The organism is Tessaracoccus coleopterorum, assembly GCF_011174705.1.
GTDB classification, from domain to species: Bacteria; Actinomycetota; Actinomycetes; order Propionibacteriales; family Propionibacteriaceae; genus Arachnia; species Arachnia coleopterorum.
This window is the reverse complement of the sequence record NZ_JAANIJ010000001.1, coordinates 1,367,783-1,388,808: the sequence shown is the minus strand read 5'-3', so window position 1 is coordinate 1,388,808 and position 21,026 is coordinate 1,367,783. Positions and strand designations below refer to the sequence as shown.

Genomic DNA, 21,026 nt, shown 5'->3' with positions numbered 1-21,026 from the left:
GCCGGCTGCCCGCTCAGCCGGCAGCGGTGACCGCGGCTCTGGCCTCGACGAATGCCGTGATCGCCTTGTCCAGGTCCTCCCGCGTCAGCGATGCCGACAACTGCGTGCGGATCCGGGCCTTCCCTTCGGGACCACCGGGTAGCTGAACGCCCGCACATACACGCCGCGAGCGAGGATCTCGTCGGCCATCCTGGCGGCCACCACCGCCTCGCCCAACATCACGGGCACGATCGGGTGGTCCGACTCCGGCACCTCGAACCCCTCCTCCACGATCCTCCTCCGGAAGTACTGCGTGTTCTCCCGCAGTCGATCCAGCAGCTCCGGATGCGAACCGACCAGGTCAAGCACGGCGATCGACGCGGCCGTGATCGACGGTGCCAGGGAGTTGCTGAACAGGTACGGGCGCGATCGCTGCCGCAGCATCTCGACCATGGGTGCCCGTGCGCAGGTGAACCCACCTGATGCGCCTCCGAGGGCCTTGCCGAGCGTTCCGGTCAGGATGTCGACGCGGTCCGCGACCCGAACAGCTCCGGTGTCCCGCACCCGTCCCTCCCATGAAACCGACGGCGTGCGAGTCGTCGACCATCACCAGGGCGCCGTACTCGTCGGCGATCTCGCAGATGGCGTCGAGCGGGGCGACGTAGCCGTCCATGGAGAAGACGCCGTCGGTGGCGATCAGCTTGTGGCGCGCCCGTGGGCGGCCTCGAGCTGGCGGCGCAGGTCGTCGAGGTCGCGGTTGCGGTACCGGTAGCGGTCGGCCTTCGAGAGGCGCACACCGTCGATGATGGAGGCGTGGTTCAGCTCATCGGAGATGATCGCGTCCTCGGGGCCGAGGAGGGTCTCGAAGAGGCCACCGTTGGCGTCGAAGCACGACGAGTAGAGGATGGTGTCGAACCCGTCGGCACCGAGACGCAGGAAGCGGGTCAGGGATGCCTCGAGCTCCTTGTGCTGGGTCTGGGTGCCGCAGATGAACCGCACCGAGGCCATCCCGAACCCCAACGGTCGAGGGCCTCCTTGGCGGCGGCGATCAGCACGGGCGAGTCGGCGAGCCCAGATAGTTGTTGGCGCACAGGTTGATCACCTGGCCGTCGAGGGTGCCGACGTGGGCGGCCTGTGCGGTGGTGAGCGGCGCCTCCTCCTTGTAGAGGCCTTCGGCCCGCAGCTGCGCGAGTTCTTCGTTGATCTGGTCGAGGATGTCCATCTCTACTCCTGTCAGTTCCACGTCATGATGACCTTGCCGGACTGCCCATCGCCTGCGACGGCGAACGCCTCTTCGAAGCGGTCGGCCGGGAAGCGGTGTGTGATGACCCCGAGATGTCCAGACCGGAGCGCAGCAGCGCGCTCATCGCATACCAGGTCTCGAAGATCTGTCTGCCGGTGACACCCTGGATGGTCAACATGTTGAAGATGATGGTCGAGAAGTCGACGGTCAGTTCCTTGGTCGGCGTCCCGAGCAGCGCGATGCGACCGCCGTGCGTCATGTTCGCGATCATCGACGTCAGGGCCACCCCGAGCCCGACATTTCGAGGCCGATGTCGAAGCCCTCCTTCATGGAGAACCGGTCGTACACGTCCTCGAGCCGCTCCGACCCGACATTGACCGTTGAGGTGATTCCGAGCGACCTCGCCAGCGCGAGCCGCGGCTCGCTGAGGTCGGAGATGACGACGTTGCGGGCGCCCTGGAACTTCGCGACGAGGGCGGCCATGATGCCGATTGGCCCGGCCCCGCTGACGATGACGTCCTCGGCCAGGGCGGGAACTGGAGTGCGGCGTGCACCGCGTTGCCGAAGGGGTCGAAGATGGCCGCCACCTCGGGGTTCAGACCGGCCGGGTGAACCCAGACATTCGCGGCCGGCATGGCGAAGTACTCGGCGAAGGCGCCGTCGACGTGGTAGCCGATGCCCCGGGTGTTGCGGCAGAGGTGCCGTCTCCCTGCGAGGCAGGCGCGGCAGCGGCCGCACACGTAGTGGCCTTCGCCGGAGACGAACTGACCGACCTCGAGGCCGGTCACCGACGAGCCCAGCTCGACGATGTGGCCGCAGAACTCGTGCCCGATGATCCTCGGGTCTGCACGGTCTTCTGCGCCCAGCCGTCCCAGGACGAGATGTGGAGGTCGGTTCCGCAGATACCTGTGTGACTGACCCGGATGAGTACCTCGGTGGGGCCGGGGGTGGGTGTCGGAACGTCGATCAACTCGAGCCCGTTGCCGGGCCGCGTCTTCGCGAGGGCCTTCATGTTTCTCATCTTTTCACGGCCGACTTTGGGCGTGGGCGGTACCCGGGCTACGGCCCGGAGGCAGGTTGAGTCGCATCACAAGGTGCCTGGGCGCCATGATGCAGTACGACTCGATCAACAGCTCGGCCACCTCATCCCAGTCGGTGTCGTCGTCGATGATCAGCCCGATCACGTCGGATCCCCACCCGGCCCGGAAGTATGGCTCTCCGAGGTGTTCGAAGGCCGCGACGTCCTGCGACCGGCCGCGAAGCGTGACGCGGAAGCGCTGGTCCTCGCCACCGAAGAGATGGGCGACGGTGGCGCCGCCGATCCGCCAGCGCACACCGACCCAGGCGTTCTCCTGGTAGGTCTCAGGGAGCGCGGACACGATGCGGTGGACGCGCGAGATGAACTCCGGGGCACCTCTGGGCGGTCGCGGTGGCTCATGGTGTCGAGCCTGCCACAGGGTGGGACGGTCGGTACCCGGGCCGGGCCGGACGGGCGGTGGAGCCCGCCGCCCCGTGCGATGCGCGGTTCAGCTGGCGGTGACGAGGGCCGCGGTCGGCAGTGTGACCTCGACGTGCCACTCGTCGCCGACCTCGCCGGCGCTCAGCGTTCCATGGGTGAACTCGACGCGTTCGCGGAGTCCGAGCAGGCCGCTTCCGGTCGAGTCGGGGTCCTCCTGCCGGACGGGGGCGAGCTGGCTGGTGACCCGCAGCGACACCGAGGCAGGGGTCATCGCGAAGCTGATCGAGACAGGGGAGTCCTCGGCGGCGTAGCGGATGGCGTTGGTCGCGCTCTCCCGGACGATCCGCGAGAGGGTCTTCTGGGTGGTCGAGTCGAGCACGTCGAGGGATGCCGGGGCGAGTACCTCGGTGGGGTGGCCCGCCTCCCGGAGCGTCTCTGCCACCGCGCTGGAGGTGGAGCGGACGGTCTGCGTGCCCGGGTCGCCCGACTCGCCCGCCTGCAACGAGAAGAGGAGCGTGGTGAGGTCGTCCTTCGCGCTCAGCGTGGTGCGGGACAGCTGCTCGATGGTGCCGTCGATGCGGTCCTCTCCGAGCGCCGTCGGCGTGAGGTACATGGAGATCAGCGACAGCTGATGCGCCACGATGTCGTGGAGTTCGGAGGCGAGCGCGCGCCGCTCGGCCAGCCGTGCGGCCGCCCGTTCGCGCTCCAGCGCAGCCATCTCGCGCGCCTGACGCCTCCGCACGGTGATGAAGAAGTGGCTGCCGAGGCCCACCAGCACTGCCGGGCCCGACATGGAGAGGGAATCGAAAGGGCCGAGCGTGGTGTTCCACGGGTCGTCGCGATGAACACGGCCCAGCCGGCCAGCAACGCGGGAGCGGTCCACGGGATGCGCGAGACAGCGATGATGGTCAGCGCGATCGCCGCGAGCGACGGCTGGCTGGTGGCCCACAGATCGTGTGGCGGCAGCAGGTAGGACAGCACCGCGACCTCGAACAGCAGGATCCCCGCTCCCACCCAGGGACGCCAGGCCGCCGCGAGGATCCCGGCGCTGAGGGTGAGCCACTGGACGGAATCGGTCAGGGGCGGTCAAGGGTCAGGTTGGCGGTGGTGGCCAGCAGCGAGGCGAGGATGCCGAGAGTGCCGATGATCGCCATGATCCTGCGGTCCGGTGACAGGGAGGACAGGGGCCCTTGCGGGTCGACTGGGGCGCGGGCAGGGTGAGCGTGAGGGTGAGGCCTTCGGTGCCGTCGACGGCGAGGGTGCCGCCCATGGCAGAGGCCCGGTCCTGGATCTGGTGCAGCGCCTCCACCCGCCCGGGGAGTGATCGGGGCAGGCGGCCGTGATCGTCAGCCCGGACGACGTATCGACTGTGACGATGACCAGGGAACCGGGCGGAGCCCGGTGGGTCAACGCGGACGACGTGAGATGGAGGAGGCGCGAGACGACGGACGGGGCATTGAAGTCGCGGTCGAGGGTGCCTTCGGTCTCGACCTCGAACCCGTGGGATACGAGCTCGTCCTCGAACCATTCGATGGCGGCCACCAGGTTGATGCAGTCGCCGTCGGCCGCCGGGCGCGCAGCGTCGGGACGAGGAGCCGCAGGCGCGCCAGCGCCGTCCTGCAGTCATCGCCTACGCGGTGCAGGATCCGGCGCTTCGCGGCCAGGTCGGTCTCCGATCGTGCCCGGTCGAGGGACCTCGCGATGTCGCCGACGCCGCGCACGAGCAGGGTCGCCAACTCCTTGGCCAGCGCAGTCCGCTCCTCCTCGCGGGCATGTGCGGTGCGTCGGGCCAGGGAGGCGATCCGCTTCTCACCGCGGTGCTGGCGGACCAGCCATCTGTGGATCCACCGTCCGACCGCGTACGAGACGGCCAGGACACCTGCCAGCGTCAACGTCCGCGAGAGTGTCGCGACGATGACGAAGTCGTAGAGGAGGAAGGCCGCCTGCAGCGCCATGAGGACGACGAGCCTCCGCCATGGCCACCGGATGCCTGCCATCACGCTCGTGAACAGGAGCGAGACGAGCCCGAGGCCGGTGGTGTAGTGGAAGGGGGCCATCACCAGCACAGGGACGGCGACGGCGACGCCGAGCCCAGGCAGCCAGAGGGAGATCACGCCGGCGAGTGTGTCGACGGCCGACCAGAGGTCGGCCGGGGAGCGCAGATCGAGCGGTAGTGAGATGCCTCCACCCAGGACGAGCCAGAGCACCAGGGAACACTTGACCACGGGTATCACCCAGGCCATCGGCCGCGTGCCCTGCGGTTGATGCACCGTATCCCCTCCCTGACTTGAAGGTAGTGTAAACAACCGGGCCACGGGTTCCTAAGCGACTCCTGCTCGAAGTTGGCGCGTATTGCACGGCACCTTCTCATCTGTCAGAGCCATGGAGGACAATGGGTCCATGCCCGAAGTCATGGCCATCCGCGTGCTGATCGTCGACGACGAGCCGCTGGTACGCGGCGCCTTCCGAGCCCTCCTGGAGTCGTCGGCCGGTCATGAGGTGGTGGCGGAAGCCCGCGACGGGGCGAGGGGATCGCGGCGTACCGCGTCCATCTCCCCGACGTGGTCCTGATGGATCTCAACATGTCGCCGGTCAGCGGGGTCGAGGCAACCAGGGCGATCTGTGCGGAACACCCGCGTGCCTGTGTGCTTGCCCTCACCACCTTCGGCACCCGCAACCACATCGTGGCTGCGCTCAAGGCCGGGGCCGCGGGCTACCTGTTGAAGGACTCGAGCCCCAGCAGTTGCTCAACGGCATCCGTCAGGCGCTGGACGGGAACATGCCGCTGTCCTCCACGGTCAGGCGGCAGCTGGTCGAGGCGGTCGTGGCGGATGGCCGCGTCGAGCCTGCGGTGGCGATGACCCCGCGGGAGACCGATCTGCTGAGGGAACTGATGAGGGGCCTCACCAACCGGCAGATCGGCCGGAACCTGCATCTGTCCGAGGGGTCGGTGAAGCAGTACCTCTCGCACATCGGGACGAAGCTGGGGTCACCTCCCGTACCCAGATCCTGGTCAAGGCGATCCAGTTGCGCCTCGTCGATCCGCACGAGGTGGCCGACGCCTAGTCGGCAACCTCCTGTGGGTCGCCTGCGACCCGCCTGTGGCGCCCGCCCCAGGCCGGCCCCGGCGGCTGTCGTGCTCCGAATCGGGAATACGGCCGTTGAAATCAAGGTTGAGCTTAGTAGACTCAACTTTGAATCGACACCAGGAGAAACCATCAGATGAACACTGAAAGGCTGACGACCAGGTCCCGCGACGCGCTCACCGCCGCCGTCCGGCAGGCCCTCACCAAGGGCAACCCCAACACCGAACCGGAGCATCTGCTCCACGGTCTGCTCCTCACCCCGACAACACGGTCGGTGGCCTCCTGCAGGCCGTCGGCGCCGACCCCGCGGTCATCGACAACGCGGCCGAACTCGCCATCGGGAAGCTGCCCTCCACCAGCGGCCAGTCGGTGAGCCAGCCCGCCCTGAGCGGCCCTTCGCCCGGCTGCTCGCACAGGCTGAGACCCTCGCGGACGAGATGGGCGACAGCTTCGTCGCGACGGAGCACCTGCTCATCGCCATGGCGATGATCCCCTCGGCCGCCCGGACCATCCTCGAGAAGGCGCACGTCGGTGCCGACGCCCTCACCGAGGCCTTCGCCGCATCCCGTGGCGGCAAGCGCGTCACGTCCGCCGAGTCGGAGGGCGGCGAGTCCGTGCTCGACAAGTACTCCGTCGACCTGACCGAGCGCGCCCGCGAGGGCAAGCTCGACCCGTGATCGGCCGCGACGCCGAGATCCGGCGTGTGGTGCAGGTGCTGGCCGCCGCACCAAGAACAACCCGGTGCTGATCGGGGAGCCCGGGGTCGGGAAGACCGCCGTCGTCGAGGGCCTCGCCCAACGGCTCGTCGCAGGTGACGTCCCCGATTCCCTGCGCAACCGGCGGCTGGTCTCCCTCGACCTGGCCTCGATGGTCGCCGGGCAAAGTACCGCGGCGAGTTCGAGGAGCGGCTGAAGGCCGTGCTCAACGAGATCAAGGAGTCGGAGGGGCAGGTCGTCACCTTCATCGACGAGTTGCACACGGTCGTCGGTGCCGGCGCATCCGGCGAGGGCGCCATGGATGCGGGCAACATGCTGAAGCCGATGCTCGCCCGCGGTGAGCTGCGGATGATCGGCGCCACCACGCTCGACGAGTACCGCGAGCGCATCGAGAAGGACCCGCGCTCGAGCGCCGGTTCCAGCAGGTCTACGTCGGCGAGCCCTCGGTCGAGGACACCGTCGCGATCCTGCGTGGACTGCGTGAACGCTACGAGGCCCACCACAAGGTGCGCATCACCGATTCGGCACTGGTCGCCGCGGCCACCCTCTCGAACCGCTACATCACCAACCGTCAGCTTCCCGACAAGGCCATCGACCTCGTCGACGAGGCGGCCTCCCGCCTTCGGATGGAGATCGACTCCTCGCCGGAGGACATCGACATGCTGCGCCGCGAGGTGGACCGGATGACGATGGAGAAGTTCGCGCTCGAGAAGGAGACCGACGCCGCGTCGGGGAGCGCCTCGCCCATCTGGAGTCCGAGCTGGCCGACTCCGAGGAGAAGCTCCGCGGCCTGGAGGCCGCCTGGGAGAAGGAGAAGTCCGGGCTCAACCGCGTCGGCGACCTCAAGACGAGGCTCGACGAGCTGCGCATCGAGGCCGAACGTGCCCAGCGTGAAGGTGACCTGACGCGCGCCTCCACCATTCTCTACGGCGACATCCCCGGTGTGGAGCGCGAGATCGCCGAAGCCGAGTCCACGGGACCCGTCGAGTCGATGGTCTCCGAGGAGGTCGGTGCGAGCGACATCGCCGAGGTCGTCTCGGCGTGGACGGGAGTGCCCGTTGGCCGGCTGCTCGCCGGGGAGTCCGAGAAGCTGCTGGAGATGGAGCAGCGCATCGGCGCGCGCCTGATCGGACAGCGGGATGCGGTCAGGGTCGTCTCCGACGCCGTCCGCCGCAGCCGCGCAGGCATCTCCGACCCGAACCGGCCCATCGGCTCGTTCCTCTTCCTCGGCCGACGGGTGTCGGAAAGACCGAGCTGGCCAAGTCGCTCGCCGACTTCCTGTTCGACGATGAGACCGCGCTGGTGCGCATCGACATGAGCGAGTATTCCGAGAAGCACTCGGTGGCCCGCCTTGTCGGCGCCCCGCCCGGCTACGTCGGCTACGAGGAGGGGGCCAGTTGACAGAGGCGGTGCGGCGGCGTCCGTACTCGGTGATCCTTCTCGACGAGGTGGAGAAGGCGCACCCCGACCTGTTCAACATCCTGCTCCAGGTGCTCGACGACGGGCGGCTCACCGACGGCCAGGGGCGCACGGTCGACTTCCGCAACACCCTGCTGATCCTGACGTCGAACCTCGGCAGTCAGTTCCTCGCCGACCCGCTGCTCGATCCGGCGAACAAGCGCGACGCCGTGATGGGCGTGGTGCGGCAGGCGTTCCGTCCCGAGTTCCTGAACCGGCTCGACGACACCGTGCTGTTTGAGCCCTCACCCACGAGGACCTCGCCAGCATCGTCGACATCCAGCTCGGCAAGCTCAATGCCCGACTCGCCGATCGCCGCATCACCCTCGAGGTGACGGAGCCCGCGCGTGCCTGGCTGGCCGAGGTCGGCTTCGACCCGATCTACGGGCGCGCCCGCTGCGGAGGCTGGTGCAGTCCACGATTGAGGATCAGCTCGCCAGGGCGCTGCTGGCCGGTGCCGTCCAGGACGGGCAGGTGATCCGGTTCGACCGGGTCGGAGACGGCATCGCAATGGCGTGATCCACCACGCTCCGGCCCCCACCGTGGAGGTGGGGCCGGTGGGCGCGCCTGGTGGGTACGCTGGACCAATGGCTGGCGACGACAACATGCGCATCGGCGACTCCGAACGTGAGGCCGCGGTGGCGGACCTCCAGAATCACCTTGCCGCCGGGCGTCTGACCCCGAGGAGTTCAACGAGCGGATGGACAAGGCGTTCGCGGCGCGCACCGGCGCCGAACTCACGGCGCTCTTCCGTGACCTGCCCGCCGGCGGGGCGTCCCCTACCAGGCGCCTGCCGTCCCCACCTACGGCGACCCGTACAGAACCCTCGACCAGAGCCAGGGCCCGCAGGACCCGGCGGCCTGGGGCGCGCCCTCCGGCGAACTACAGGACTACAGGACCGCCCGGCCCTGGTATGCCCAGTGGTGGATCCTGATGATCGCGATCGTCCTCACGGGCGCCCTCGACGGGGCCTGGTTCCTCGTGCCGCTCACTGCGATCTGGATCTGGGTGATCTGGCCGAGCATGCACAGGAACCCTGCCCGTCAGGTTCAGCAGGCGGCGCCGCCGCGTCCCTCACCTACTCGGAGCGCGACGAGATCATCCTCTCGCTCCACAGCCAGGGCGAGGTGGCGGCCATCAAGCGCTACCGCGAACTCACCGGCGCCGACCTCTACACCGCCACCATGACCGTGCGGGCCATCAACCGCGAACTCGGGTCCTGAGCCGCCGCCACGGTGCTTTGATGGGTCCATGGTCGACCTGCATCACATCCGACGCGAGTACGCGGGCGAGACGTTGCCCCACGACCCCGCCGGGGTCGATCCCTGGCATCTCTTCGGGTCGTGGCTGGCGCAGGCCATCGCGGCGGGGAGCCCGAACCGACCGGGATGACGCTGTCGACGGTCGGCGCGCACCAGAGGCCCTCGTCCCGGATCGTCCTGTTGAAGGAGCACTCCGAGCGGGGCTCGTGTTCTACACCAACTACGACTCGCGCAAGGCCCGCGCCCTCAACGCCTACCCGGTCGCGTCGGCCTCCTTCTGGTGGCCCACCCTGATGCGCCAGGTGCGGGCCGTCGGCGCGACGAGCCGGATCCCGCGACCGCGCTCGGAGGCCTATTTCGCGACGCGCCCGCGCGCCTCGCAGATCGAGGCCTGGGCGAGCCACCAGTCGGAGCCTCTCGCGCGCCGGGCCGACCTGCTGGACGCCGTCCGCGAGGCGGAGGTGCGGTTCGCGGGCCGCGAGGTGCCGTGTCCGCCCAACTGGGGCGGTTACGTGGTCGATGTCGACACGTTCGAGTTCTGGCAGGGCCTCCCCGGACGCCTGCACGACAGGGTCCTCCTGCTCCGCACCGAGGACGGCTGGCGGGGTGAGCGTCTCCAGCCCTGAGCCCCGCACCGCGGAGGCGGGACGGTACCGGGAAGGGCGGTTCAGGAGGGACTGAGTTCCAGCAGCCTGCCTTCAGGGCCGTCGCTGAGCAGCCAGATCTCCCGGCGGCACCCTGCTCCACCTCGCGGATCCGCGTGCCCATCGGCCACGTCTCGCCCAGCGACGCGCTGCCTGCGTCCAGATGGATGCGGATGAGGGCCTCGCCGGAGAGTGCCCCGACGAATGCGTCGCCGCGCCAGGCCGGGAACAGGTCGCCCCGTAGATCATCAGAGAGCCAGGGGAGATGCTGGGGTTCCACCAGAGAAGGGGCGCGGTGAAACCGTCGCCCTGCCTGTGGTCAGGGATGTCGGAACCGTCGTAGTTGGATCCGTTCGAGGCCTCCGGCCAGCCGTAGTTGGCGCCAGGTCGGATGAGGTTGATCTCGTCGCCGCCCTTGGGGCCCATCTCGCTCGACCAGAGCCTGCCGTCGGCGTCGAAGGCCAGGCCCAGCGGGTTGCGATGCCCGATGCTCCAGAAGCCGTCAGCCGGCGGACCGTCATCCTGGAACGGGTTGCCCGGAGCGGGCTTCCCGTCGAGCGTCAGGCGCAGGATCTTGCCGAGGTCGGTGTCCAGTTCCTGGGCCGGGGTGAACTGCTGCCTGTCGCCCGAGCTGACGAAGAGGTGTTCGTCGTGGATGGCGAGCCGGTGGGAATAGTGACCGCCACCGTCGATCTCCGGCGTCTGACGCCAGATGCGGCGCACGTCGGTCAGCCGGGCGGCGGCCACGTCGAGGTGCGCCGTGCCGACGACGGCGCCGGTGGCTCCATCCGAGCCCTCGACCCAGCTCAGGTACACGGTGCCGTCGGTTGTGAATGTCGGGCCGGCGATGATGTCGCCGAGGCCACCCTGCTCGGTGACGACGACCTCGGGAACGCCGGTCACCTCCCGGACACCGTCTGCGTCGCGCAGCTTGAGGGCGCCCCCTGCTCCGTGACCGCGAGCACCCGGGTGCCGGGCAGCGCCACCATTGCCCACGGCTCGTCGAACCTCTCATGCTCGACGACGCTGAAGGTGTGGGTCGAGGGAATGGGTTCGGCCGCGGAGGGGAGGCCGACGACGCTGGAGTCGACACGGGCGACGTGGTCGCAGTGGCGGTGGCAGGCGGTGAGGGCCGTTCGGTCGGGCGCGGGTCGTGGGGGTTCCGGAGAGGGGCCGGAGCAGGCGGCGGCCAGCCCGACGATCAGGGCGCCTGTGGCCACGCGGAGTCCCACCATGTAGCGACGCTACCCCGCGTCGGCGTGGTGGGCATCCACAACCATCCAACGGTCGCCGCGGGCGCGCACGCCCAGCGTGACCGCACGGGCACCCATGAAACCGAGCGTGAACGCGGCCCACAGCCCGAGTAGGGCCGGTTCCCCTGTGGGCAGCAGCAGCGCGAGCAGCGCCAGCGGTGCGTACACCGCGAGGTTGATCAGCCCTGCCTTCGCCAGGTACGGCCCGTCGCCGGCGCCGATCAGCACGCCGTCGAGGAGATACACGTAGCCGGCGAGGCCCAGTGTCGCTCCCACCATCAGCAGCAGGTGGGCGACGATCGTGCGCACGTCGGGGTCGGTGCTGAAGGCCGCGGCGATCGGGTCGCGGGTGAGGATGGCGAGCAGGCCGAGGAGGACCCCTGCCCGATCGACCAGAGGATCATCTTCGAGGCGAACCGGCGGGCCTCGGCGCGGTCGCCTGCGCCGAGTGAGGTGGCGATGATGGTCTGCCCGCGATCGCAAGGGCGTCGAGGGCGTAGGCGAGCAGGTTCCACACGTTCATGGCGATGTGGTGGGCAGCGAGCGCGGAGGAACCCTGCCTGGCCGCCACGTAGGTCGTCAACAGGAGGGCGGCCCGGAGCAGGAGCGTTCGGAGCCACAGCGGGAAGCCGACCTTGAGGCTGTGCCGCATGTCTGCCCACACCGGAGCGAGGCGGGCCCCGAGCCGTCGGGCCTGCACCGTCACCAGCCAGGTGGCGGTCAGCCCGAGTGTGGTCTCCGCCACGGCCGTCCCGAGGGCGGCCCCTGCGATCCCCATTCCGAGCCCGAAGACGAAGAAGAGGTTGAGCGCGAAGTTGAGGGCGGCGGACGCCACGGAGAGGACGAGAGGGTCCTCGCGTCGGAGAGGCCACGGAACGTGCCCGTCGCGCCCAGCATCATCAGCATCCGGGGAGCCCGGGAGCGACCAGCGCAGGTAGTCGACGGCGTAGGCGAGCGATCCGGCGTCTGCCCGAGGGCCCGGGCGAGCAGCGGTGCCAGCGGCCACATGACGACGGCGATCAGGGCACCCATCGCCGCGGCGACCCAGATGGCCTGCACCCCCATCTCCAGTCCTCGGCGCCTTCGGCCGGCACCGACGAACCGTGCCACGACCGCCGTCGAGCCGTACGCCAGGAAGATCGACAGGCCCACGACGGTGAGCAGCAGACCGCTGCCGATGCTGAGGCCTGCCAACTGGACAGTGCCGAGGCGGCCGACGATCCAGGTGTCGGCGAGCAGCATGAGGGGGTGCGCCAGCAACGCGGCGAACGCGGGCACGGCGAGGGACAGGATGCGACGGGTGAGCGACATGATCGCCGCCAAGCCTAGGTGCTCCGGGCGGCATGCCCCTCCCGGACCGCGGGGGTGGGCCCCGGTAGGCTCGCCGGATGAACGACCGCCTGTTCCCCGACCTCGACAACCCTGGCGCGTTCTGGGTCCGGTTCGGCCCGACGTCCCAGTCGTGGGTCGATCCCGCGCGGCCCGATTTTCTCGCCTTCGAGTACGTGCAGCACATCGCCATGGCGCTCGACCACACGGTGCTGGGTGCCCGGAGTCGGAGCGACTGCGGGTCGTGCATGTCGGCGGGGCAGGCATGTCGCTTCCGCGGTGGGTGGCCTGGCGCCGCCCCGGCACCGCCCAGGTCGTCTGCGAGCCCGACGTCGAACTCACCGCCGAGGTGCGCAGGAAGATCCCGCTCGCACCCCGATCCGGCATCAAGGTGCGTGACGTGGACGGCCGCACCGGGCTCGCCGCAATGCCGGAGGGCTGGGCCGACGTCGTCATCGTGGACGCTTTCGACGGCGCTCAGGTGCCCGGAGAGTTGGCCACGGAGGAGGCCCTCGATGAGATCCGACGGATCGTCCGCGGAGGGCCGTCGCCATCTTCAATGTGACCGACCGCTCCCCGTTCCCCTGGTCGAAGCGGCTCGCGGCGGGCCTTGCCGAGCGCTGGCGGAACCTCCTGATCGGCATGGAGCCGGTCGTCGCGAAGGGTAAGCGGTTCGGCAACCTGGTGCTGATCGCGAGCGATGTCAGGCCGGACCTGGCGGGCATCGAACGAGAGTCGGGACGCCTGACCATCGGCTACCGCTGGATCTCAGGGCGTGAGGCAGGGGCATGGCCCGGTGGGGCCGTCCCCATGGTCGACGCGGCGGCCGAACCGTCGCCCGGGCCACTCGGCCGTGGCTGGTGAGCGGGGCGACCTGCAAGAATGGGCACCGTGAAGGCTCAGCGTGCGCAGGAGGCGACGCGGCGGGGCATCTCCCCGCTGCTGGTGCTGCTGCTGATCCTGCTCGTCGTGGCTCTCGGCCTCGGTGGTGTCGTCGGGTGGACGTTCTTCGGCACCAATCTCGTCGCCGCACGCACCGCCGAGGGCGAACTGGCCGGGCTCAAGGCCTCGTTCGCGGAGGCGGACCCGCCTGCCGATGACGCCGCACCTGTCGTCGCGCAGCCCCGCTCCCACGCGGCGGCATGGATCCTGCGCATCCCATCCCTCGATCTCGAGGCGCCCGTCATCGCGGGTGTCGACCCGGCCGATCTCGGGCGGGGCGTCGGCTGGTATCCCGGCACCGCATTGCCAGGGCAGCTGGGTAATTTCGCGATCGCCGGCCACCGCTTCAGTAACGGCGAACCGTTCAGGCGTCTGCTCGAACTGCGGGTCGGCGACGAGGTGGTGGTCGAGACGCCGCATGCCGCGTTCACGTACACGCTGATCTCGGCGCCCGGAGAGCTCACCGTGCAGGCCGACGACAGCTGGGTGATCGATCCGGTGCCCGGGGCACCCGACGAGGTCCCGACCCGGGCCTTCCTCACCCTGACCACCGCCGAGGACGTGATCGAGACGCTCGACCGCGCCGTCGGCTTCGGCACCCTCACCGAGACGGAGACAAGATGACCGACCGTACCGACCTGATCGAACACATCAGGAACCTGGCCGTGGTGCACGGCAAGGTGACCCTCGCCTCCGGCAAGGAGGCCGACTACTACGTCGACATGCGACGGGTCACCCTCGACGGTGAGGCCTCACCGGTCGTCGGCCGGGTGATGAACGAGCTCGTCTCCGATCTCGACTTCGACGCCGTCGGAGGGTTGACACTCGGCGCCGACCCGGTGGCCACCTCCATGCTGCATGCGAAGGCCGCGGCAGGCGGTCGCCTCGACGCGTTCGTGGTGCGTAAGGCGTCCAAGGCGCACGGCATGCAGCGTCAGATCGAGGGCACGGGCGTCGAGGGGCGCCGGGTGCTCGTCGTGGAGGACACATCCACCACCGGTGGCTCCGCCCTGACGGCGGTCAGGGCCGTGCGCGAGGCGGGCGGCGAGGTCGTGGCGGTGGCGGTGGTCGTCGATCGCGGCACCGGAGCGGCCGAGGCCGTGGCCGCCGAGGGGCTCGAGTACCGGTACGCGGTCGACCTGGACGATCTGGGTCTCTGACCGATCCCTGTCCCGTAGCCCCACCGTCCGCTACCGTGAAGTAGATACGTTAAGGAGACACCTGTGGAAGCCATTCTGATTGTCCCCATCATCCTGCTGGTCGTGGTGCTCGGCATCGTCGGTTGGGGCGTCGGCGCCTACAACGGCTTTGTCCGGAGCCGCAATGTCATCCAGGAGTCATGGCGCCAGATCGATGTCGAGCTGAACCGTCGCTATGAACTGATTCCCAACCTGGTCGAGACCGTCCGCGGGTACGCCGCGCACGAGCGCAACACGCTCGAGCAGATCACGGCGCTGCGCAACCAGGCGCGCGCGCTCGCGGGCAGAGTGGTGGGCAGCCCAGCGACCAGCGTTCCGAGATCGAGGCCCAGCTCTCGCAGGCCGTCTCCCAGCTGCTCGTGACGGTGGAGGCCTACCCCGAGCTGAAGTCCAACACCAACTTCCTCGAACTCCAGCGCGAGCTGACCGACACCGAGGACCGGATCGCGGCCGCCCGCCGCTTCTACAACGCCAACGTGCGCGACTACAACACCAAGGTCGAGTCGGTGCCGAGCAACATCATCGCCGGCTTCGCGAAGTTCGAGAAGGCCACCTACTTCGAGCTGAACGACCCGATCGCCCGCCAGGCTCCCGACGTCAACTTCGGTGAGATCTCGCAGCGGCCCACCTCGCAGCAGGCCCGCAGATCGCGCCCCAGCAGGTCCAGAACCCGGTGCAGGCACCCAACCCGTACGAGCAGCCGGTGCAGCAGCCCGCCGACCGGCCCCCGTTCCAGGGCTGACCGCTCCGCTTCCGAGGCGCCCGTTCCCTTCCTGGGAGCGGGGCGTTTTCCGTATGCCCTGGGCGAACGCGACACGCCGGTAGTTGAAACCTAAACCAGGTCTTGTTATATTGGTTGCACCGACAAGGAAAAGGACTTCATCATGACGAACCTCAATGAGCTCAACGGCACCTACGTTCTCGACCCCAGCCACACCACGCTGTCCTTCATCACCCGCCACGCGATGGTGACAAAGGTCCGCGGTTCCTTCGAGCAGTTCGAGGGCCAGGCCATCGTCAACGGCGCGGCGCCCGAGTCGACCAAGCTCGAGGTCTCCATCGATGCCGCGTCGATCAACACCCGCAACGCCGACCGTGACGCGCACCTGCGCTCCGCCGACTTCTTCGACGCCGAGCAGTTCCCGAAGCTCACCTTCGTGGGTACCGACGCCGCCATCAAGGGCGATGTCGTCGAGATCACCGGCGACCTGACCATCAAGGATGTGACCAGGCCCGTCACCTTCCCGCTCGAGTTCGCCGGCACCGCCAAGGACCCCTTCGGCAACGTCCGCGTCGGTCTCGAGGGCTCGGCCCAGATCCTCCGCTCCGACTTCGGCCTCACCTGGAACGCCGCGCTCGAGACCGGCGGCTTCCTCGTCTCCGACAAGATCACCCTCGAGCTCGAGATCTCCGCAATCGAGCAGGCAGCCTGAGCCTCTGCTCGCAGACATCTCTCCGAGGCCCCGACCCGCACCGGGTCGGGGCCTTCGCCGTCCCGCCGGTTTGGTGGGCGGCGTGGCGGTGGGGCACCCTCGGATGCATGACCGACGAGCTGCCTGACCCGACGGCGCCGACCGTCGGCGTCGGACCCCACCCGCTGCCGTGGCCGGACGATGACCGGCTCGACCCCGACCTGCTGCAGGCGGGGGATCGGCGCAACGTGATCGACCGGTACCGGTACTGGCGGATGGATGCGATCGTCTCCGATCTGGACCGGACGAGGGCGAGGCTGCACGTCGCCATCCAGAACTGGGAGCACGACTTCAACATCGGCTCCATGGTGCGCACCGCGAACGCCTTCAACGTGGCGGCCGTGCACATCGTCGGGCGACGCAGGTGGAACAGGCGCGGTGCGATGGTCACCGACCGCTACCTGCACGTCCGCCATCATGAGGATGAGGCCGCGCTGCTCGCCCATCTTGCGGCCGAGGGCATCACCCCGGTCGGCGTCGACAACCTGCCCGGGTCGGTGCCCCTCGAGGCGACCGCGCTGCCCGCGGACTGCTGCCTGATCTTCGGCTCGGAAGGGCCCGGGCTCACGGAGGCGATGGTGGAGGGGTGCGGGGCCCTCGTCGCGATCACCCAGCACGGCTCGACCAGGTCGATGAATGCGGGCGCGGCGGCCGCGATCGCGATGTACCACTGGTCGCTCCAGCACCGTCACGCGGCTGCGGTGGCGGGTCAGGCGCCCCCGTGGTGACTGATCCGGGCCACTAGAGTGGCGGACATGCAGCGATTCGTGGTGGGCCTCACGCCGCTCCCGACGGCGGCCCGGGTGTCCCGCCACCGCAGCGCGCTCCGGATGCGGATCGTCACCTCGCTCATCTCGCTTGCGGTGACTGCCGTGATCATCTGGTTCTTCCGCGACCAGTGGTCGACCACCTGGCTCATCACCATCGCCTCCCTGTGGGTGGCCTCGACCGCGTTCTGGTTCGGCGTCTCGGCCGTGGGGCTGCGTAACGCCAAGCGTGACCTGGCGCGCATCCCGAGGGATCGGCGTTCCACCTCGGCCCCTCGGCGTCGAGTTCTTCTACCCGGTGAGCGTCCGTGTGCCCTGGGAGGACGTGACCGGACTCAAGCTCAGGGCGGTGCCCTCGGTGCAGGCCCATCCGTCGCCCTCGAGGCGGGAGGAGCCCGGGTTGCCGAGGTTCCGCTCAGCTTCCTGGATGCGGCACCTGCGGTCATCGATTCCGCGGCCCGTGCCTACTCCCTGGGCCGCGTTCAACTCGACACCGAGGCGCTCGACAGGGTCGTGTGAGGGCGCGCCCGGTGGGTCGTCCGTGACCCCACCCGCCCGTCGCCCGATCGGGCGACGCGATAAGCTAGGGCCGAAACGACATCATCGAGAAAAGAGGCTTCCATGCCAGTCGCAACTCCCGAGGTCTACGGTGAGATGATCGATCGCGCCAAGGCAGGCAAGTTCGCCTACCCGGCCATCAACGTCTCCTCCTCGCAGACCCTCAATGCCGCGCTCCAGGGCTTCGCCGAGGCTGGCTCGGACGGCATCCTGCAGATCTCGACCGGCGGCGCGGAGTACATGTCCGGCCCCACGATCAAGGACAAGGTTGCAGGCGCCGCTGCGTTCGCCGCCTTCGCCAGGAGGTCGCGAAGAATTACCCGATCAACGTTGCGCTGCACACGGACCACTGCCCGAAGGACAAGCTGGACAGCTTCGTCCGTCCCCTGCTGGCCATCTCCGAGGAGCGCGTCGCCCGCGGCGAGCTGCCCCTGTTCCAGTCGCACATGTGGGACGGCTCGGCCGTTCCGATGGAGGAGAACCTCCAGATCGCCGATGAGCTGCTCGCCCGCACCTCGAAGGCCAACATCATCCTCGAGATCGAGGTCGGCGTCGTCGGCGGCGAAGAGGACGGCGTTGCCGCCGAGATCAACGACAAGCTCTACACCACGGTCGAGGACGGCCTCCGCACCATCGAGGTCCTCGGCCTCGGCGAGAAGGGGCGCTACATCACCGCGCTGACCTTCGGCAACGTGCACGGCGTCTACAAGCCGGGCGCCGTGAAGCTGCGCCCCGCCGTCCTCAAGGAGATCCAGGACGCCGTCGGCGCCAAGTACGGCAAGGAGTCGCCGTTCGACCTGGTGTTCCACGGTGGCTCGGGTTCGACCGCTCAGGAGATCTCCGACGCTGTCGACTTCGGTGTCATCAAGATGAACATCGACACCGATACCCAGTACGCCTTCACCCGCCCCGTCGTGGAGCACATGTTCCGCAACTACGACGGCGTGCTGAAGATCGACGGCGAGGTCGGCAACAAGAAGGCCTACGACCCGCGTGCGTGGGCAAGGCCGCTGAGGCCGGCATGGCGGCCCGCATCGTCGAGGCCTGCCAGCAGCTGCGCTCGGCCGGCACCGCCATCAAGTGACCGCTGACCGCTGAGTCTCTGACGAGAGGCCGGTTCCCCGGATGGGGAGCCGGCCTCCCGCCGTATCCCGCTGGATCGCGGGTAGCCTGGATGCACGGACTCCGAAGGAGGGTCATGACCCGCATCCTCGTGGCAGCCGGGTGGCTGCTCCTCATGGTCACGCTGATCGTCTCGGTCGACATCGCGTTCCTGAGGGATCATTTCTGGGAGCGCCTCGGCGTCAACGTCGGCATCGTCGCGGTGTTCGCGCTCGCATACGTCTTCCTCATCCAGCGCTGGACCGCCCAGTGAGGTCCCGGCGGACCAGTGGCGGGTCGGTGGCCCGTATTTTCAGCGTGACCGACCAGAATCGGCTATTGGCCGATTTTTCCGGGGGTCCGGAAGGGTAATCGCTCAATGAAGTTGAACGTTGTACCAGTTTGGGGAATCTCCGCCGGATTCCAGGGGTTGGAGCGGGTATGAGAGCATTCGGATTCCTGTCCTTCGGGCACTACGCACCGCTACCGGGCTCGCAGACCCGTGGCGCGGCCGACATGCTGAAGCAGACCATCGAGATCGCGGAGGGCGCCGACGAGCTGGGCGTCAACGGCGCGTTTCTCCGGGTCCACCACTTCGCACGGCAGGCCGCGTCCCCGATGCCGCTGCTGAGTGCGATGGCCGCCCGCACGAAGCGGATCGAGGTCGGAACCGGCGTGATCGACCTCCGCTACGAGAACCCCTCCAACTGGCCGAGGAGGCGGCCGCGCTCGACCTGATCTCGGACGGGCGGGTTGCGCTCGGAGTCAGCCGGGGATCGCCGGAGACGGCCAACCGAGGATACGAGGCGTTCGGGTACACCGGGTCGACCGACCCCCGTGGGGCCGACCTCGCCCGGGACAAGTTCGACCTGTTCTGGGCCGCGATCAACGGTGAGAAGCTCGTCGACGCCGATCCGCGGCAGGCGCCACCGGGCACGAGGCTGCGCATCGAGCCCTCTCCGCGAGCTTGCCGGAGCACATCTGGTGGGGCAGCGGCTCGCGCGCGACCGCCGAGTGGACCGGCCGGATGGGGCTCAACCTCATGAGCTCGACCCTGTTGACCGAGGCGACCGGGCAGCCGTTCCACGAACTGCAGGCCGAGCAGATCGAGGCGTTCCGGCAGTCGTACCGTGAGGCCGGCCACACCGGGACGCCCCGCGTCTCGGTCAGCCGCAGCATCTTCCCGATCGTCAGCGAGCTCGACGTGCGCTACTTCGGTGATGGAAGCCGCGACGAGGCCGACCAGGTCGGCATCATCGACGGGCTCCGCTCGACCTTCGGCAAGACCTACGCGGCCGAGCCCGACGTCCTGATCGAGCAGCTCCTTGCCGACTCGGCCGTCCGGTCGGCCGACACCCTCATGCTGACGATCCCGAATCAGCTGGGGCCGGCCTACAACCTGCACGTGCTGGAGTCCTTCGCGACGCATGTCGCCCCGCCCTGGGTTGGAGGCCGAACACGGAGGGACCGGCCGAGGGCGATCCGGCCTGACCGTGCCGGAGAACTACGCTGGGCCCGACCCCCCACATCGATGAGGGTCGGGCCCAGCGGCCGTCTCAGTGGGTCACGGCTTGAATCGGACCATGTTGTTCATGATCTCCTTCGTCACCCACCTGTAGGTGAACCGGCCGTCGGCACCCTTCGTGCCCTGGATCACCTTTGCGGTGACGAAGGTGCGGCAGCCGTTGCGGCCGGAGACGGCGGTGTCGCACTCGGTGCGCCACTTGCGCCCGTCGGCAGCGGTCCAGGAACCGGTCACGCCGAGCGGGTTGTTCGCCCACTGCGCCCTGGTCATTCCGGGCAGGTAGGTGAGGTTGTTGAAGACCCACCCGTTGGTGTTGACGTAGCGGCCGTCGACCTCGGCCACCGTGGTGGCCCAGATGCTGGTGCGGCAGCGGGTGGTCTGCGAGTACTTCTCGCAGGTCGTCAGCCAGCGGCGCCCGTTGACGAAGTGGTAGCCGGGCGTGTTGTACACGTCCTGCACCACGGGCGGCTGGGTGGGCACCGGCGGGTCGGGGTCGGTGTCGGGTCGGGGTCGGGGTGGGGTGGGCTTGAGCGTCTTGTAGTTGAACGGGTCAGAGGTCCACGACTGCGTGCCCCCGTCTCCGTCGGCCTCCACCGCCGTGAGACGCAGCACGTAGCGGCCCGGGGCGACGTCGACCATCAGGCCGGAGGTGGCCCGCACCCTGCCGTCCCACGAGTAGATGTCGAGCTCGGCCGAACGACCCTTGTAATCCATCCGGAAGACCTGCCCGGCGCTCGCCTCGATCGGCTTGCCCTTGGCGTCGACCTTCAGCGCCTCCATGGTGAGCGAGCGGGCCGGGTAGGCCATGTGCACCGCCACCGAGGGGTTGTCGCCGTTGCCGGTGAAGATCCTGCTCGCGTCGGGGAAGCCGAGCTCGGCGCCCGGGTCGACGCACTGCTGGTCCTGCCAGGCGCCGCAGGCGGCGACCTCGACGACCGTGGGCAGGCCCATGCCCAGGCCCGGGAAGAGCTTCAGGTTGCCGTAGTCGCCGGACATGCCTGCGTACGGAACCGTCTGGGTGATGCCCTCCCGG

At 68.9% G+C, this 21,026-nt stretch carries 25 protein-coding genes and 7 pseudogenes; 20 read left to right on the top strand and 12 right to left on the bottom strand.

The genetic code is table 11. The annotated features are described in order from the left end of the window. Positions 1-13: 13 nt before the first annotated feature. The 4 genes and pseudogenes from G7085_RS08900 to G7085_RS08885 form a co-directional block, all read right to left on the bottom strand. Positions 14-1,201, bottom strand: a pseudogene (locus G7085_RS08900) (glycine C-acetyltransferase). A gap of 11 nt (positions 1,202-1,212) precedes the next feature. After that, positions 1,213-2,234 (bottom strand): annotated as a pseudogene (gene tdh / locus G7085_RS08895) (L-threonine 3-dehydrogenase). Positions 2,235-2,247: 13 nt separating this feature from the next. Continuing rightward, positions 2,248-2,601, bottom strand: coding sequence for an MmcQ/YjbR family DNA-binding protein (locus G7085_RS08890; RefSeq protein WP_331715566.1), 354 nt, complete (start codon positions 2,599-2,601; stop codon positions 2,248-2,250). A gap of 147 nt (positions 2,602-2,748) precedes the next feature. Further along, a complete protein-coding gene (locus G7085_RS08885; RefSeq protein WP_197510688.1) occupies positions 2,749-3,474 on the bottom strand; it encodes a sensor histidine kinase in 726 nt (241 codons plus the stop codon). Between the two features lie 48 nt (positions 3,475-3,522). On the opposite strand from G7085_RS08885, the gene G7085_RS29975 reads away from it, so the two are divergent. After that, positions 3,523-3,654, top strand: coding sequence for a hypothetical protein (locus G7085_RS29975; protein WP_269451817.1), 132 nt, complete (start codon positions 3,523-3,525; stop codon positions 3,652-3,654). 120 nt (positions 3,655-3,774) lie between these two features. On the opposite strand, the gene G7085_RS08880 is transcribed toward G7085_RS29975, so the two are convergent. Further along, positions 3,775-3,990 (bottom strand): hypothetical protein, encoded by a 216-nt coding sequence (locus G7085_RS08880; RefSeq protein ID WP_197510687.1) that lies wholly within the window; start codon positions 3,988-3,990, stop codon positions 3,775-3,777. 97 nt (positions 3,991-4,087) lie between these two features. Beyond that, complete coding sequence (locus G7085_RS08875) at positions 4,088-4,888, bottom strand: sensor histidine kinase (RefSeq protein ID WP_197510686.1); 801 nt, start codon at positions 4,886-4,888, stop codon at positions 4,088-4,090. 193 nt (positions 4,889-5,081) lie between these two features. Here G7085_RS08875 and G7085_RS08870 point away from each other — a divergent pair, with 193 nt between their 5' ends. The 7 genes and pseudogenes from G7085_RS08870 (at position 5,082) to G7085_RS08835 (ending at position 9,829) form a co-directional block, all read left to right on the top strand. Next, positions 5,082-5,252, top strand: coding sequence for a response regulator (locus G7085_RS08870; protein ID WP_197510685.1), 171 nt, complete (start codon positions 5,082-5,084; stop codon positions 5,250-5,252). Further along, a complete protein-coding gene (locus tag G7085_RS08865) occupies positions 5,252-5,542 on the top strand; it encodes a response regulator (RefSeq protein ID WP_197510684.1) in 291 nt (96 codons plus the stop codon). The genes G7085_RS08870 and G7085_RS08865 overlap by 1 nt, the downstream gene beginning before the upstream one ends. Then, on the top strand, positions 5,461-5,907 hold the full coding sequence (locus G7085_RS34595; protein WP_408647081.1) for a response regulator transcription factor: 447 nt from the start codon (positions 5,461-5,463) through the stop codon (positions 5,905-5,907). Before G7085_RS08865 ends, G7085_RS34595 begins: the two co-directional genes overlap by 82 nt. Further along, a pseudogene (gene clpB / locus G7085_RS08855) lies at positions 5,904-8,460 on the top strand (ATP-dependent chaperone ClpB). The gene G7085_RS34595 and the pseudogene clpB overlap by 4 nt, the downstream one beginning before the upstream one ends. A gap of 68 nt (positions 8,461-8,528) precedes the next feature. After that, positions 8,529-8,875 (top strand): annotated as a pseudogene (locus G7085_RS34590) (DUF1707 SHOCT-like domain-containing protein). Next, entirely contained in the window at positions 8,865-9,164 is a 300-nt protein-coding gene (locus G7085_RS08845) for a hypothetical protein (RefSeq protein ID WP_197510682.1), read from the top strand. The pseudogene G7085_RS34590 and the gene G7085_RS08845 overlap by 11 nt, the downstream one beginning before the upstream one ends. 245 nt (positions 9,165-9,409) lie before the next feature. Continuing rightward, positions 9,410-9,829: a pyridoxal 5'-phosphate synthase gene (locus tag G7085_RS08835; RefSeq protein ID WP_197510680.1), complete on the top strand. Its 420-nt coding sequence runs from the start codon at positions 9,410-9,412 to the stop codon at positions 9,827-9,829. A gap of 160 nt (positions 9,830-9,989) precedes the next feature. Here the strand turns inward: G7085_RS08835 and G7085_RS08830 are convergent. The 5 genes and pseudogenes from G7085_RS08830 to G7085_RS08810 form a co-directional block, all read right to left on the bottom strand. Next, a pseudogene (locus G7085_RS08830) lies at positions 9,990-10,750 on the bottom strand (PQQ-dependent sugar dehydrogenase); the annotation flags it as partial. Further along, on the bottom strand, positions 10,747-11,067 hold the full coding sequence (locus G7085_RS08825; RefSeq protein WP_197510678.1) for a hypothetical protein: 321 nt from the start codon (positions 11,065-11,067) through the stop codon (positions 10,747-10,749). The pseudogene G7085_RS08830 and the gene G7085_RS08825, both read right to left, overlap by 4 nt. A gap of 24 nt (positions 11,068-11,091) precedes the next feature. Further along, a complete protein-coding gene (locus G7085_RS08820) occupies positions 11,092-11,409 on the bottom strand; it encodes a hypothetical protein (RefSeq protein ID WP_197510677.1) in 318 nt (105 codons plus the stop codon). Positions 11,410-11,500: 91 nt separating this feature from the next. Continuing rightward, positions 11,501-11,845: a hypothetical protein gene (locus G7085_RS08815; RefSeq protein WP_197510676.1), complete on the bottom strand. Its 345-nt coding sequence runs from the start codon at positions 11,843-11,845 to the stop codon at positions 11,501-11,503. Then, entirely contained in the window at positions 11,821-12,411 is a 591-nt protein-coding gene (locus tag G7085_RS08810) for an MATE family efflux transporter (RefSeq protein WP_197510675.1), read from the bottom strand. The genes G7085_RS08815 and G7085_RS08810 overlap by 25 nt, the downstream gene beginning before the upstream one ends. Here G7085_RS08810 and G7085_RS34585 point away from each other — a divergent pair. The 12 genes and pseudogenes from G7085_RS34585 (at position 12,341) to G7085_RS34580 (ending at position 19,514) form a co-directional block, all read left to right on the top strand. Beyond that, positions 12,341-12,994: a spermidine synthase gene (locus G7085_RS34585; RefSeq protein WP_408647080.1), complete on the top strand. Its 654-nt coding sequence runs from the start codon at positions 12,341-12,343 to the stop codon at positions 12,992-12,994. The genes G7085_RS08810 and G7085_RS34585 overlap by 71 nt on opposite strands. Then, the gene (locus G7085_RS08800) at positions 12,991-13,293 is read left to right on the top strand and encodes a hypothetical protein (RefSeq protein ID WP_197510673.1); all 303 of its coding nucleotides are present in this window, start codon (positions 12,991-12,993) and stop codon (positions 13,291-13,293) included. Before G7085_RS34585 ends, G7085_RS08800 begins: the two co-directional genes overlap by 4 nt. Before the next feature lie 18 nt (positions 13,294-13,311). Continuing rightward, on the top strand, positions 13,312-13,995 hold the full coding sequence (locus G7085_RS08795; RefSeq protein ID WP_197510672.1) for a sortase: 684 nt from the start codon (positions 13,312-13,314) through the stop codon (positions 13,993-13,995). After that, the gene (gene pyrE / locus G7085_RS08790) at positions 13,992-14,531 is read left to right on the top strand and encodes an orotate phosphoribosyltransferase (RefSeq protein WP_197510671.1); all 540 of its coding nucleotides are present in this window, start codon (positions 13,992-13,994) and stop codon (positions 14,529-14,531) included. The genes G7085_RS08795 and pyrE overlap by 4 nt, the downstream gene beginning before the upstream one ends. A gap of 63 nt (positions 14,532-14,594) precedes the next feature. After that, positions 14,595-14,933, top strand: coding sequence for a LemA family protein (locus G7085_RS32385; RefSeq protein WP_331715565.1), 339 nt, complete (start codon positions 14,595-14,597; stop codon positions 14,931-14,933). After that, positions 14,891-15,406, top strand: coding sequence for a LemA family protein (locus G7085_RS25130; protein ID WP_331715958.1), 516 nt, complete (start codon positions 14,891-14,893; stop codon positions 15,404-15,406). The genes G7085_RS32385 and G7085_RS25130 overlap by 43 nt, the downstream gene beginning before the upstream one ends. A 48-nt stretch (positions 15,407-15,454) precedes the next feature. Continuing rightward, entirely contained in the window at positions 15,455-16,003 is a 549-nt protein-coding gene (locus G7085_RS08780; protein WP_197510670.1) for a YceI family protein, read from the top strand. 107 nt (positions 16,004-16,110) lie between these two features. Beyond that, positions 16,111-16,770, top strand: coding sequence for a TrmH family RNA methyltransferase (locus G7085_RS08775; RefSeq protein ID WP_197510669.1), 660 nt, complete (start codon positions 16,111-16,113; stop codon positions 16,768-16,770). 27 nt (positions 16,771-16,797) lie between these two features. Then, on the top strand, positions 16,798-17,328 hold the full coding sequence (locus G7085_RS08770; protein ID WP_197510668.1) for a hypothetical protein: 531 nt from the start codon (positions 16,798-16,800) through the stop codon (positions 17,326-17,328). A 102-nt stretch (positions 17,329-17,430) separates the two neighbouring features. Further along, positions 17,431-18,451: pseudogene (gene fbaA, locus G7085_RS08765) on the top strand (class II fructose-bisphosphate aldolase). A 114-nt stretch (positions 18,452-18,565) separates the two neighbouring features. Beyond that, positions 18,566-18,742 (top strand): hypothetical protein, encoded by a 177-nt coding sequence (locus G7085_RS08760; protein WP_197510667.1) that lies wholly within the window; start codon positions 18,566-18,568, stop codon positions 18,740-18,742. 167 nt (positions 18,743-18,909) lie between these two features. Further along, positions 18,910-19,514, top strand: a pseudogene (locus G7085_RS34580) (LLM class flavin-dependent oxidoreductase). Between the two features lie 518 nt (positions 19,515-20,032). Here G7085_RS34580 and G7085_RS25120 read toward each other — a convergent pair. Further along, complete coding sequence (locus tag G7085_RS25120) at positions 20,033-20,989, bottom strand: hypothetical protein (RefSeq protein WP_231979352.1); 957 nt, start codon at positions 20,987-20,989, stop codon at positions 20,033-20,035. Between the last annotated feature and the right edge of the window lie 37 nt (positions 20,990-21,026).